Source organism: Vibrio sagamiensis NBRC 104589 (assembly GCF_007990935.1).
GTDB classification, from domain to species: Bacteria; Pseudomonadota; Gammaproteobacteria; order Enterobacterales; family Vibrionaceae; genus Vibrio; species Vibrio sagamiensis.
In genome coordinates this window covers 1-13,069 of sequence record NZ_BJXJ01000058.1, presented here as the reverse complement: position 1 = coordinate 13,069, position 13,069 = coordinate 1, and the positions used below count along the sequence as shown (strand labels likewise).

The window sequence follows — 13,069 nt, the reverse complement described above, 5'->3', positions numbered from 1 at the left end:
AAGCACCAAAGCCTATTGAGCCTCCGCTTTTTGAACCAGAACTTTGAGGTTCCTTGACGTCACCATTTGTTGGCTGCTTGATTTCTTTATTGACGACGATGATTTCACTCAAATCCACTACTGTCACTTCGCCTAGTTCTACTTTTCATCGCGTTTTTATTACAACAAGGTTTATTTTAGTTATATTCATTATAGATTCAGTGAGATATTTAATTTCAATGATGATATGATTGATAGTTAAATACACTCGCTGCGTGGAAAGGTAGACTCAAATATGGGTACAGAACTTCATTATAAATGTCTAAAGTGCGATCTAGATTCCCCAGTAAATATGGCGAGAATAAATTAATTAAAAAAAGCACTATCTCCTGCTTATCATGTAAAAAGGAATTGTCCTTAGACGAAAAATGGAACAGATGTACTTAATAAGCGAAATGATGAAGTAGATTCCTTACAAAACTGTCAGATCCTTGTTAGCACATGTTCCCAGCACCAAACCAGTTTGAGAATCAGGATCTCACCTTTCATGAGCCCGCAGTGAATACACTTTATAAACATTAAAGTATTGTATATAAAAATTAATTGGTAATTAAGATGACAAAATTTTCAGAATATAAAATTATTCACGTTGTAGAAGGTGGATGCGGCACTGTTTTACTTGGAGCCAGCGGACTGCCTATTCAAAAAATGGAAGCCGAGATCAACAGGTATGCACAAGACGGTTGGCAAGTCGTGTTTCAAGTCGTTGAACAAAAGCGCTTCATGCTATTTTGGAAACGCGAAGCGGTGATAATTACCCTTGGTCGCTAAGTTTTTATCCTTAACGTTGATCCATCGCTACCAAGCAAGCGGTGGTTCAAAAAAGTTGTTCAATCTTGAGTGCAACTTTGAGCCGACTTGCTCTGAATACACAAGGCAATGTATCGTCAAGTACGGAGCCATCAAAGGTTGGAAACTTGGATTGGCTAGAATTAAACGCTGTAATCAACCTGACCTTGTTGAAAAAATTCATGATGAGGTACCCTAATGCCCTTATTCAAACAATTAGAACAAAAAGAGGAACTACTGAGAAAACAAGTACACGCTCTACCTGAAAACCAAAGAAAAGAGTTTTATCATCGCCAGTCACAAAAACTCAAAGATCCTGATACCTACGCAACATTAAATTGGTTCTTTTTAGGAGGTATCCACCATTGTTATCTCGGAAAGTATGCCATATTTTCATTGGAGCTAATATTATTAGCGGTGAGTTTAATAGGCCTTGCTCTTGAACATACCAGCGCGTATGTCATTCTCAGTTTACTCACAATTTATGAATTACCACAATTATTTTTCTCACAAAAAATTGTAAGGCTGCACAATTACAAACTGTCTTGTGAGATCTTTAATCACGTCCGAAAAAGCTAATTTATTTATTATCAAAAAATTTTGTTAAACAGTACACCTATTACCAGGATAGAACCATTTTTGATTTTTGTTTATACTTTTATTTTCAATGGAAAATCATTGTGTTAAATAAATATATTGCGTTTTTTATTGCTTCTAGTTTGAGCAGTATAGTGAATGCACAATCTTTAACAACCACTCATCTTTATTGTGCTAACAGTAATGGAACGGACTGGAACTGGGCTCAAAAAAGTAATGGCGATTACATAACGCTCATTGGTTATTGGAGCAGCTTGCAGTACGGTGGTTACTGGGTTGGTTATTTCACTATCAATGACAAACAAGCTGACTTATTAAACCAATGTGCCTGTTTTACAGATAGCTGCCTTAATTACTTTCCTCATCCGGGTAATGATTCAAATAGCTATTGGTATTTAATTAGGAATGCAGATACTGGACAGTTTTCAGGTGGGTATTATACTAAGTTTAATTATAAGCCTTTCTAAATCTATACCCAAGTAACCTCAAGATGCTGTGTTCAGCGAAATAACCTTTGGGAGCGTACCACTTGGGTATAGTTAGCTGTAGGTAAAGTAGAGAAGATATTTCCCTACTTTATTTTCCGACAAAAACATTATCACCGACTAGCGTATAAACTGCGGAGCATGAGCGTCTAGAGATAATTCAGAATTGGCGAAATAGCGATCATCCCAATCATCATGGGGCTCATATAACCATTTGCCTTCACTATAAATAAATGACCACCCAGAACCAACGACTCCCGTCATCATATCCGTAATAACTAAAGCAACGGGTCTACCATTTCTGTCAAAAAACATCTGACCTGCATATTTTATGGTATGCCAATTTGTTCCAGCTAAGGTAGTAAAATTATCGCTCTTAGTGCTGCTTGTTACATCTTTACCAACCACACCCACTGAGAATGAACCATCGTTAAACACCAATCCGTAAGGATTATAGAGATCATTACCTATCGCTTGCTCTAAGCCGTATCCATACAAGCCGTAACCAAAGGCATGTTTCCAGGCTGATGCTTGATACCATGCTTTCCAAGAACTCCAATTCTTAGCGTAGAAAGCACCCCTATTTTTAACTCTTAAAAAAGCCTGCTTGGCAACTAATAAGTTTAGGTTTTTAAAATCCCTTTTAATCAGCGGATAGCCTGCAGCGAATCGAATATCCTCTGTTACCGATTGGACTCGCAATGCGTTATCAATACTACATCGACCAACAGATTGGCTCGCGCTCGCACCAGTAAAAAAAGCAGCCCCCATATTGAAATGGTCATCATCGAAATCAGGTAATGGCGGTAAATCAATTTGGCTTGATGAGCAGTAAGACGTCAATAATGTAAATTGATTCGAGGCTCTTAAGCCCGAAGCAATCGTCGCGAGCCTACTCATGAGTTCACTCGCTGCTGCGGGATGTCGATTAATCGTATCAATCAAAGCATTAAAGTTACGTCTTTGAATACCTTCGGTTCGTTCTGGATCGCTATACCCTCTAAAGCTTGGCACAAACCAATTATTTTCACGGGCAACTCTTTGTGCCAAAATTTCCGTTGGGCCATACCTCACTTCTGAATCTGGGTCAGAAGAACCCGTAATATGGTGAATCATTTCATGGATCAGTGCTTCTTGCCACCAAGAGTATTCCTCAGAGTGAGTACTTGGTGCGAGGCAAATGTTCACAATTGGATTGCCTTCATCATCTTCCTTAGCTTCATTGATACAAATTAGAGGTGAATTCGTGGCGTCTGATTCTTCTATCTCCCAAGCTTCTATCTCATCGATATCTTCAAACATATCTTGGTCCGGGTTAATTTCGTATTCGTTGCTAAATTGAATACGACCAAGAGTCTCTTGCTGGTTGTTAATGCCAAAAGAAACGGCACTCTGAAACGTGGGAGAATTCATTAAAGCATCAATCAGTGTGTATTCAATGGATGCGGCTGTATGTCGGTCAATAAGTCTACCGTAACTGGCCACAACCGAGCGAGAAATGGCTGATGACAGTTCAGACAATTGGGTCGCCGTTAATCGGTGCTCACTTCCTTTCGATATCACATAATCTGCGTATTCATCACTGCCGTAATGTGGCTTTTCATTATTTGCCGTTGCTGGGGTGATAGTTAAACTGGAGAGCGACAAAAGCACCGCGAACACACGACGTTTAAACATGTTTATCCTTATTTGATTAACCATATACATTAGTTCTTAGTAATTTGTTATTACGTTGAGAGGAGAGAATATAAATTCTTTTCTATGGCACATTATTTTTAACCAGCCATAGACAATTCACACTGTAAATTTTCAGTAAGGGCTTTCAGAGAAATAAAAAAACTGATAGGGTGAAAGAAGAATTATTATCATTTGCATAGCCTAGAGAAGTACCATGAAAAAACAACTCATACCAAAGCAACTTACTGTTATACAAAATAAAACGATCTCTCCTAATATGCAACGAATTGTTTTTCATAGCAATGACTTGGCTCACTTTCCAGCAGATTGTGAAGGTGGATATATCAAATTGCTCTTTAACCAAACAGGCGGCACAGAAATACAAGAACCTTTATCGGACAATCGTCCGATGCTAAGAACCTATACCATCCGACGCTTCGATCTGCAGCAAAGAACGATTGAAGTGGACTTTGTTCGCCATATTACCTCTGACCTACAATGTGGTTTTGCTGCTCGCTGGGCAATGTCAGCAAAGCCAGGCGACACCATTAATATTCTTGGCCCAGGTAGTATTTCAAACTTAAATATCGAAGCAGATTGGTTCTTCATGGTGGCAGATATGACCGCCCTGCCTGCACTCTCCGCTAAATTACGTACTTTACCAAAAGAAGCAGAAGGCTACGCAGTGATCAGTGTTCTTTCAGAACAAGATATTCAACCACTACATGCCCCCGAACATATAAAAATTTACTGGATAACCAAGCAATCTCTCGCCGATAAAGTTCGTGAACTGGAGTGGAAGAATGGTGAAGCGGCAGTGTGGTGTGCTTGTGAATTCGACTCAATGCGAGAGTTACGTCAATACTTTAGAAATGAAAAGAATGTTGATCGTGATAACATTTACATCAGTAGTTATTGGAAACAAGGTGTTTCCGAGGATGGGCACAAAGCAATAAAGCTAGCGGATGCGGAACAGCAATCCTAACCTAGAATTGATGTTCCAGTTATGCCCAATAATTTATCTGTACCTAAGTAACAAATTAGGTGGAGTTCAGCTTTACTGCGCACCACCTAAAAAATCCATTTTTAGCTTAACTGTTCAGCCAAGAAATCAATTAGCAGTCTTACTTTCGGCGATAAATTACGGTTTTGTGGATATAATGCCCAAATACCTTCTCGCTCAGCACGATAATCAGTTAAAACTTCCACTAACTCCCCTTGGTCTAACGCTTCCTGAACGTAATAATCCGGCAGTTGTACCAAGCCAAGACCGCGTTTCGCAGCATCAACCAGTGCAAAGCCACTGTTACATTTTATGCGGCCTGATATTCTTAGAGATTTTTCACGTTTCTGTTCTTTAAAGTGCCAATATTCCGCACTACCGACCAAGCATTGATGACGATTAAGCTCCGATAACGTATGAGGTTCTCCAAAACGATCCAAATAACCAGAACTCGCACACACATATAATTGACGTGAAGAAAGTCGTTTCGCAATTAAACTGGAATCTTGTAATCGTCCTAGGCGAATCGCCAAATCAATACCTTGTTCGATGAGGTCCACTTTGTGGTTGGTGAGATTAAGCTCAAGATCGACCTGAGGGTATTGCTCTAAAAACTGATTCAGTAACGGAGATAAATTCATCTCTCCATAGGTCACTGGCGCGGTAACTTTAAGTAACCCTTTTGGTTCTGATTGCATCTGAGTGACTGCCAATTCAGCCAGCTCAAGCCCTTCTACTAAGTGCTTACATTGTTGATAATAAAGTTGCCCTGCTTCAGTAAGAGACACCTTCCGCGTCGTGCGATGCAGTAACTTAACCGCTAGACGCTCCTCAAGTGCCGATACTCTACGGCTAATCTGCGCTACCGATGTATTCAGTTTATTCGCCGCTCCGGTAAAACTGTTGGTTTCTGCAACAGCAACAAATTCACTCACACCTTCCCAATTTGCCATAACTTTAAATCTCAAGCTCTTTATGCCCATGCATGCTGACATCACTCGGGCACTTACTATTACGTATCTGTAAAAATCATTTTCACTTTAACAGGATTATCATTTTATTTGAAGTATATAAAATAATGCCCAACAAAACGGGAAAGCACAAAAAGCATTATTCGACTACGCTTACTGCGCTACCTATATACCGAGAATATAAAGGAAACCTCTAATGGCACTTGAAATCAAACCAGGTCAAACTCACATAAAATCTAAGGCAATGGTTGCATGGGCTGCTGGCGAGCCTCTAAAAATGGAAGAAGTGGATGTACAACTTCCTAAAGCTGGCGAAGTTCTTGTCCGTATCGTTGCAACTGGTGTTTGTCATACTGACGCCTTCACTCTATCAGGTGACGATCCAGAAGGTATCTTCCCTTCAATTCTTGGTCACGAAGGTGGCGGTATCGTTGAAATGGTTGGCGAAGGCGTAACAAGCGTTGAAGTAGGCGATCACGTAATCCCACTTTACACTGCAGAATGTGGCGAATGTAAGTTCTGTAAGTCTGGCAAAACTAACCTATGTCAGGCTGTTCGTGAAACACAAGGTAAAGGCCTAATGCCAGATGGCACAAGCCGCTTCTCTGTAAACGGTGAAACAATCTATCACTACATGGGCTGTTCTACTTTCTCTGAGTACACAGTACTACCGGAAATTTCACTAGCGAAAGTTAACAAAGAAGCACCACTTGAAGAAGTTTGTCTGCTAGGCTGTGGCGTTACCACTGGTATGGGTGCAGTACTGAACACGGCTAAAGTTGAAAAAGGCGACACAGTTGCGGTATTTGGTCTAGGCGGTATCGGTCTTTCTGCCATCATCGGTGCTCGCATGGCTGGTGCAAGCCGTATTATCGGTGTCGACATCAACGAGAGCAAATTCGAACTTGCTAAACAACTTGGTGCGACAGATTGCATCAACCCAATGAACTTCGATAAGCCAATCCAAGATGTTATCGTTGAAATGACAGACGGTGGCGTTGATTACTCATTCGAATGTATTGGTAACGTAAACGTTATGCGTCAAGCACTTGAGTGTTGTCACAAAGGTTGGGGTGAGTCAGTTATCATTGGTGTTGCTGGTGCTGGTCAAGAGATCTCAACTCGTCCATTCCAACTTGTAACGGGTCGTGTATGGCGTGGTAGCGCTTTCGGTGGTGTTAAAGGCCGCTCTGAGCTTCCAGAAATCGTAAACCGTTACATGGCTGGTGAATTCGGCCTACAGGAATTCATCACTCACACCATGGGTCTACAAGACGTGAACGAAGCGTTCGAACTGATGCACAAAGGTGAATCGATTCGTACTGTTCTTCATATGGATAAGTAACCTTAAATCTCGGCTCTCTTTGATAAAAAGGGGGCCGAATCGTTTTTTTAACGGCTAACTAAGCCCAGTTAAAAACCTCGTTTTATTGAGAGATTCCCATGACCATAGAAAGCCTAAGCCAAGCCAAAGTTTTTGGCGGTTGGCACAAACAATACACTCACGACTCCCGCGCCCTAAACTGCAACATGCGCTTTGCGATTTTCTTGCCACCTAATGCCACCAAATCCAACCCTGTTCCTGTGGTTTACTGGCTATCTGGTTTAACCTGTACTGATGAAAACTTCATGCAAAAAGCGGGAGCATTTCGCATCGCTGCTGAGTTAGGTATCGCTATTGTTGCCCCAGATACAAGCCCACGCGGTGACGATATCGCAGACGATGACAATTATGACTTAGGCCAAGGCGCAGGGTTTTACCTAAATGCCACCCAAGCGCCATGGTCACGTCATTACCATATGTACGATTACATCACTCAAGAGTTACCTGCGATCATTGAGGGTAACTTCCCTGTTTCCGACGTTAAATCGATTTCTGGCCACAGTATGGGCGGGCATGGCGCTCTTACCATTGGTCTGAAGAACTCAGAACAGTATCGTTCTATTTCTGCTTTCAGCCCAATCAGTAACCCCCTTCAATGCCCTTGGGGTCATAAAGCGTTTACGGCTTACCTTGGTAGCGATATCGAGAGTTGGAAACAGTACGACGCAAGCGAATTACTGAAGCAGGGCAAATCCCCATTACCTATCTTAGTGGATCAAGGTGACGCTGACAGTTTCCTAAAAGAACAATTAAAGCCAGAAATGCTCTTAGCGGCAGCAGAAATGCATAGTTCACAACTCGAACTTCGTATGCAACCCGGTTATGATCACAGTTACTTCTTTATCTCAAGCTTTATTGAAGACCATCTTAACTTTCATGCTAAGCATTTGTTTTCTTAAATAGAGTGTATCTTAAACCTAAATTTTCTTGAAGATTCTTTTCCTTGAAACATAAATCAAGACAGCCACTTGTTATCATGAGTGGCTCTTCGTTATGTAATAAGAAATATACCCAAGTGACTTCAAGATGCTTTATTCAGAGCGAGGTCACTGAGTTGAATTCAAGGAAGACAACGAAGCGGAATAGTATTCTATTTCTTCTTTTTGCAAGAAGAACGGTTGTCTGACGTAAGAAGTCGGCTCAGTGACATGCTCCCAAAGGGCGAGTGAAATCAGGTTCAGTAGCAATTCCGGCTAAAATAGGTAAAATCCCAGCTCCTTTAATATCGCCTGAGTTAACCAACATGCCATCGCCTGAACACTGCTTTACTCGTTTTACTGCTGATATCTCTCAAGTTGAGTTACCAATACAGTTTACGTTTCCTTTCTATTATACCCCGCACCCATTGAGTGTTCTGGCAGCCAAGCAGTTACAGCAGTATTTACTTAAGCAAAACGACTTTTGCCATGATTTTGGGCTAAACGGAACAACAGAAGGACGAGGTAAAATGTTTGGTGTCCTTGTGGTGCAAAACCAACAAGGAGAGGTGGGGTTTCTTAGCGCTTTTTCTGGCAAAATTGCTGAGCAAAATTTACTGCCTGGGTTCGTTCCTCCCGTGTTTGATATGTTGCAGGATGAAAGCTTTTTCCATGAAGAAAATAACGCCATAAATAAAATCAATGCACAATACCGCGATCTTGAATCACAGTCTGATATCGCTGACCTGCAAGCAGACATCCGTGCTGATCGCATGGTTTATCAACAAGAAGAAACCGAGCACCGTAACTTGATTATTGCCAATCGAGCAAAGCGTAAACACCAACGTGAACTTGGCCTCAACACTCTACCAAACGATCAGCTTAACCAGCTATTAGAGCATCTGGCAAAACAGAGCGTCGCTGAGAAAAATACGCTTAAATACATAAAAAAGTCTTGGGATGATAAGCTAGCGGTGAAAGAAGCACGCTTAGCCGAGCTTGAATCACAACGCGAGAGTTTAAAAGCACAACGGAAAGCACTTTCAAACGCGTTACAAGAGAAACTGCACAAGCAATACCGCTTTCTCAACCAGCTTGGCAAAGAACGAAACCTCATTGATATTTTTACCCCTACGAACAATCCGGTTCCTCCAGCAGGAGCAGGCGAATGTGCGGCCCCAAAACTCCTTCAGTTCGCTTTTCAATACGGCTTTAAACCGCTTGCTATGGCGGAATTCTGGTGGGGTACGCCACCAAAATCAGAAGTGAGGCAGCACAAAGCGTTTTATCCATCCTGTCAGAGCAAATGTCAGCCTATTTTGAGCCATATGCTGCAAGGGTTAAACGTAGAACCCAATCCGTTAGCAATCAGTTGGGCACAAGAAAAAGAACTCGAAATACTGTTTCAAGATGATGCGATGGTGGTGGTAAATAAACCTTCAGGGCTGTTGTCAGTCCCCGGCAAAACCATTAAAGACTCTGCCTACACTCGACTTCAAGAGAGGTTCCCTGATGCTGAAGGGCCTTTTGTTATTCATCGGCTTGATATGGCAACCTCTGGAATCTTAGTCTTCGCTCTTACCAAACGGGCCAATAAAAGCTTACAGAAACAGTTTATTACCAGAGAGGTTCAAAAAAGATACATCGCTATTCTGGAAAGCACCTTGGATAAAACCGAGGGCTTAATCACCTTACCAATGCGTGGTGACCCTGATGACAGGCCAAGGCAGCTAATTTGTCACCAATTTGGCAAGCCAGCAGAAACGAAGTGGCAGTTAATCAGCGTTAGAGAGGGTCGCAGCCGAGTGAGCCTGTACCCAAAGACAGGTCGAACACATCAATTAAGACTGCACTGCGCCCACCATTTAGGATTAAGCATGCCTATCAGAGGAGATGGTTTATATGGAGAAAAAGCAGATCGCCTTTATTTGCATGCAGAGAGGCTGGAACTCAATCATCCCTATACTAGACAACCGATGCGCTTTACAGCTAACTGCGAATTTTAAGTTGGGCGAAAATCATATACCCAAGTGACCTCAAAGTGCTTGGGTATATTTATGCTCAAAACAACATGTTATTCAATAAAACCTTTGTGCAAAGCCTGATCATGGGACGAGCGAAAAATAGCACCCTTAGGTAGATCCACAATGGCATAATTAAATAGCGCATTATGCACCGAGTAATAAGCTCTTAAACCTAATAATTCATAGATTGAAACACCACTTTTAGCGGTTGGTGAATGACTATCACCATAAAATATGGTGTTATATAAATTCACTCGATAAGTGATCCCACCCCAATATCCATAAAGTGATTTTTTTATATAATGTTGTCCAGTATCTTTATCCCATACATCATAATAAATAAACCCTTTATTACACTTTATATTGTACTGAATTCTCCCGTTAGACTCACTTAATTCATAATCGCAACCTAAGCCATTAATAAAAGGTTTAAAGACAAAAAGAGAGGAGATGATTAAAAGAGCTATAACTGAAACACTAACGTACTTTGATGAACTCATGTTTACTATTCTCATCATAGATGTATCCATATAAATATAAACCTGGTGTGAGTTTTTTTGCTTCACTCTTATTAAAAGAGAGTACCGAACATACTTCAACGCTCTGATTATTAAATCGTAAACACTTCACATTAGGTTCTGAAACTTGTATCGCTAGATAGGATAGACATAAAATCGCACCGTAAGCCACTAAAACTACTCGAAAGTAGGTTATTTTAGAACGATTAAACAATGATGATACTACATTGATATTTTTTTCTTTCGACGAATCTTGTTTTGACGAACCAGGCTCAATTAGCTTATTTTCAGTATCACTTCTAACAGCCTCGTTCAATTCTGTCATTTGATCAGCATCTTTTTCCTCTATTTTTTCTTTAAAAACAAAATGCTGGCGTCCTTCTTCAGAAAGATATTGATTAATATTTTTTAACAATATTTCTTCGCAAGAATATAAATAGCCCTCCCCTCTTATTGTCTTTATTGTAATACCAAAGTTTCTAAGTTTTCGAATCGCCATAGTCAGGGCATTTTCGACAACAATAATTTTTGGCCAACCTGCTTTTACAAGATCATCTCTGGTTTGAGCCGCTCCAATATTATTAACAAAGAAAACGAGCAATCTTCCTTCAGCAACACTAAGTTTTCCTTTTTCATTACCTTCTTTATCATATAATATTTTAGAGCTGTCATCATAAATAAATTTAACATCCATATTAATTATTCAACCTTATAATGGGTATATTAGCAAATGATAATAAGTAGCTATTAATAGTTACCCTATCTGCTAAAAGCGAAATGGTCTAAAGTCATAAATATTGAGATTATCATCCATTTGGCATGTTGCTTTAAAGTCCTCTAAATAGTTTTTTTTAAATGAATCTTTTTTCACAAAGCCACTCGCATGACAAATAATAGTAAATGGCAGTAAAAATGATACCAAGATAAATAGTAAACTTTTAATCATATTCGATATCTAATATTAAAATAGTGTAGAAGATGCTAACCACCTCGTAACCTTGAGTTAACAAAACAAATATAAAATAAGGTAATCATTTAATTTCAACAACTAAGAAGAGTTTATAAACAAAGAGCAATAACAACCATTATTCAATAAAGCCTCTTTTGGGTGGTGTTGAGAAGTCAGATTTAAAAATAGCACCTTTAGGAATCTCAACAAGTGAAAAACTATTAGTATTGTTTTGACGGTTAAATGAGGTCCAGATACTGGAAAGTTGATATACAGATAAACCACTACCAGTGACGTTCTGATCAGGTCCTTTTAAATGAATGGTATGGCCTAAATTAAGGTTATAAGTAAAACCATTCCAATAACCATAAAAAGATTTATTAACAAAACGTTGCCCCGTTTCTTTATCCCATATATCTTGATAAATAAGACCGCGCTTACAAGTAAGTTCATAGTGAATCCTTTCGTTGTAGTCATACAATTCAAAATCGCAGCCTAGCCCATTCACAAATGGCTTAAGAACAAATAACGTAAAAACAAAACTCAAGACGAGACAGATTTGCTTAATGTATTTTAATGAACCTGTGCGTATCATCGTCATCATAAGTATATCCGTAGAAATAAAAACCAGGAGACAAGTCTGCTAATCCGGTTTGTGGAATAGTAATGGTTGAACAAGCTTCAACATCCTTGACCGTAACACAAGTGACATAGGGCTTGTCAGACTCGAGAAGTAATAGGAAGATCAGCAATATAAAATTATAGCCGATACAGCATAGCCAAAAAGTCGCTGACAATGGACGTCTACGTTCAATGCCCCGATTAGACAAAAGACGCTTTTCATCTTTTTCATCGTCAACGTCAGAAGCGACAGGTTGTTGCACAATTTGAGAAGCTATCACATCTTGTTCCTGTTGAATAAAGATATGCTCATCGGTTAATGTGTATCCTTTGCGTGGTACAGTTTGTATTCGCACACCCGCACTGCGGATTCTCCTTATGGCCATGGTCAGGGAGTTGTCTACAACAATCAGACCCGGCCAACCATAATGAAACATATCGTCACGAGACACACACTGGCCTCGATTGAGGATCAAGAGCTCAAGAATAGCGGACTCGGCAGAGCTCAACTTGGCAATTTCTTTACCTGATTGATTACGGATTTGCCCCGTATGAAGATCTAAAAAGTTATTCAAGCTGATGCTATCCAATAAATATTAATAATTATTAAGTATAAACCGTATTTAAAGTCGCGAACTGAAAACTTAAATACGGTAGAATTCTATTGCTATCAGAATGACAACTATCGATTAGCTTTTGTCGAGAAAGTCTTCTAAAAAATGAGTAGAAAGCATATCAAAAGGACAAGTAAGGCCCGCATCAGAATAAAAAGCAAATCTGGATGCTTTGAATTCACGTAACTTGATACTGATATGTTGAATAGCCAAACAAAGCGCTTGTAATGAAGAGACACCATAAAGCCTTTTCTCTGCTTCCAGTCCTTCAATATTAACAATACAGACATGCATTTTTATGCCTTGTAGACGCGGAAGGTCATAAGGTTCAGGCTGACTGATCCGAAAAATCACCTTCCTTACTTCAGAAGCCTGGGAGTTTTCAACGGGTATCGTCACGAAATACTTCGCTTCACAAATGGTATACGTTTCCATGTTTATCCTAATCAATAAAAGAACGAGTGAACAGCTTTATGTCAGG

The 13,069-nt window shown here is 40.0% G+C and carries 15 protein-coding genes; 8 read left to right on the top strand and 7 right to left on the bottom strand.

The window, feature by feature from the left end; genetic code table 11:
• Positions 1–594: 594 nt before the first annotated feature.
• The 4 genes from VSA01S_RS18250 to VSA01S_RS18235 all read left to right on the top strand — a co-directional run bounded on the left by VSA01S_RS18250 (position 595) and on the right by VSA01S_RS18235 (position 1,892).
• Positions 595–810: a DUF4177 domain-containing protein gene (locus VSA01S_RS18250; RefSeq protein ID WP_039981515.1), complete on the top strand. Its 216-nt coding sequence runs from the start codon at positions 595–597 to the stop codon at positions 808–810.
• Positions 800–1,027 (top strand): membrane protein insertion efficiency factor YidD, encoded by a 228-nt coding sequence (gene yidD, locus VSA01S_RS18245; protein WP_033004131.1) that lies wholly within the window; start codon positions 800–802, stop codon positions 1,025–1,027. The genes VSA01S_RS18250 and yidD overlap by 11 nt, the downstream gene beginning before the upstream one ends.
• Positions 1,027–1,407, top strand: a complete 381-nt coding sequence (locus tag VSA01S_RS18240) for a hypothetical protein (protein ID WP_039981516.1) — start codon at positions 1,027–1,029, stop codon at positions 1,405–1,407. The genes yidD and VSA01S_RS18240 overlap by 1 nt, the downstream gene beginning before the upstream one ends.
• A 101-nt stretch (positions 1,408–1,508) precedes the next feature.
• On the top strand, positions 1,509–1,892 hold the full coding sequence (locus VSA01S_RS18235) for a hypothetical protein (protein ID WP_039981517.1): 384 nt from the start codon (positions 1,509–1,511) through the stop codon (positions 1,890–1,892).
• Between the two features lie 138 nt (positions 1,893–2,030).
• On the opposite strand, the gene VSA01S_RS18230 is transcribed toward VSA01S_RS18235, so the two are convergent.
• Positions 2,031–3,587 (bottom strand): M85 family metallopeptidase, encoded by a 1,557-nt coding sequence (locus VSA01S_RS18230; RefSeq protein ID WP_039981518.1) that lies wholly within the window; start codon positions 3,585–3,587, stop codon positions 2,031–2,033.
• A 214-nt stretch (positions 3,588–3,801) separates the two neighbouring features.
• On the opposite strand from VSA01S_RS18230, the gene VSA01S_RS18225 reads away from it, so the two are divergent.
• Complete coding sequence (locus tag VSA01S_RS18225; protein ID WP_039981519.1) at positions 3,802–4,572, top strand: siderophore-interacting protein; 771 nt, start codon at positions 3,802–3,804, stop codon at positions 4,570–4,572.
• Positions 4,573–4,673: 101 nt separating this feature from the next.
• On the opposite strand, the gene VSA01S_RS18220 is transcribed toward VSA01S_RS18225, so the two are convergent.
• Entirely contained in the window at positions 4,674–5,543 is an 870-nt protein-coding gene (locus VSA01S_RS18220) for a LysR family transcriptional regulator (protein WP_039981521.1), read from the bottom strand.
• Positions 5,544–5,757: 214 nt separating this feature from the next.
• Between VSA01S_RS18220 and VSA01S_RS18215 the strand changes: the two genes are divergently transcribed.
• From VSA01S_RS18215 to VSA01S_RS18205, 3 genes are all read left to right on the top strand, one after another.
• Complete coding sequence (locus VSA01S_RS18215; protein ID WP_021710667.1) at positions 5,758–6,906, top strand: S-(hydroxymethyl)glutathione dehydrogenase/class III alcohol dehydrogenase; 1,149 nt, start codon at positions 5,758–5,760, stop codon at positions 6,904–6,906.
• A 98-nt stretch (positions 6,907–7,004) separates the two neighbouring features.
• On the top strand, positions 7,005–7,844 hold the full coding sequence (gene fghA, locus VSA01S_RS18210) for an S-formylglutathione hydrolase (protein WP_039981523.1): 840 nt from the start codon (positions 7,005–7,007) through the stop codon (positions 7,842–7,844).
• Between the two features lie 344 nt (positions 7,845–8,188).
• On the top strand, positions 8,189–9,868 hold the full coding sequence (locus VSA01S_RS18205) for an RluA family pseudouridine synthase (protein ID WP_039981542.1): 1,680 nt from the start codon (positions 8,189–8,191) through the stop codon (positions 9,866–9,868).
• Between the two features lie 68 nt (positions 9,869–9,936).
• On the opposite strand, the gene VSA01S_RS18200 is transcribed toward VSA01S_RS18205, so the two are convergent.
• The 5 genes from VSA01S_RS18200 to VSA01S_RS18180 form a co-directional block, all read right to left on the bottom strand.
• Positions 9,937–10,386 carry a hypothetical protein gene (locus tag VSA01S_RS18200; RefSeq protein WP_039981525.1) on the bottom strand — a complete coding sequence of 150 codons (450 nt, stop codon included), beginning with the start codon at positions 10,384–10,386 and terminating at the stop codon, positions 9,937–9,939.
• Positions 10,364–11,098, bottom strand: a complete 735-nt coding sequence (locus tag VSA01S_RS18195) for a winged helix-turn-helix domain-containing protein (RefSeq protein ID WP_039981527.1) — start codon at positions 11,096–11,098, stop codon at positions 10,364–10,366. The genes VSA01S_RS18200 and VSA01S_RS18195 overlap by 23 nt, the downstream gene beginning before the upstream one ends.
• 391 nt (positions 11,099–11,489) lie before the next feature.
• Complete coding sequence (locus tag VSA01S_RS18190; protein ID WP_039981531.1) at positions 11,490–11,957, bottom strand: hypothetical protein; 468 nt, start codon at positions 11,955–11,957, stop codon at positions 11,490–11,492.
• Positions 11,917–12,549 (bottom strand): winged helix-turn-helix domain-containing protein, encoded by a 633-nt coding sequence (locus tag VSA01S_RS18185; RefSeq protein WP_050567353.1) that lies wholly within the window; start codon positions 12,547–12,549, stop codon positions 11,917–11,919. Before VSA01S_RS18185 ends, VSA01S_RS18190 begins: the two co-directional genes overlap by 41 nt.
• 114 nt (positions 12,550–12,663) lie before the next feature.
• Complete coding sequence (locus VSA01S_RS18180; RefSeq protein WP_039981533.1) at positions 12,664–13,023, bottom strand: DUF6968 family protein; 360 nt, start codon at positions 13,021–13,023, stop codon at positions 12,664–12,666.
• Positions 13,024–13,069 lie beyond the last annotated feature (46 nt).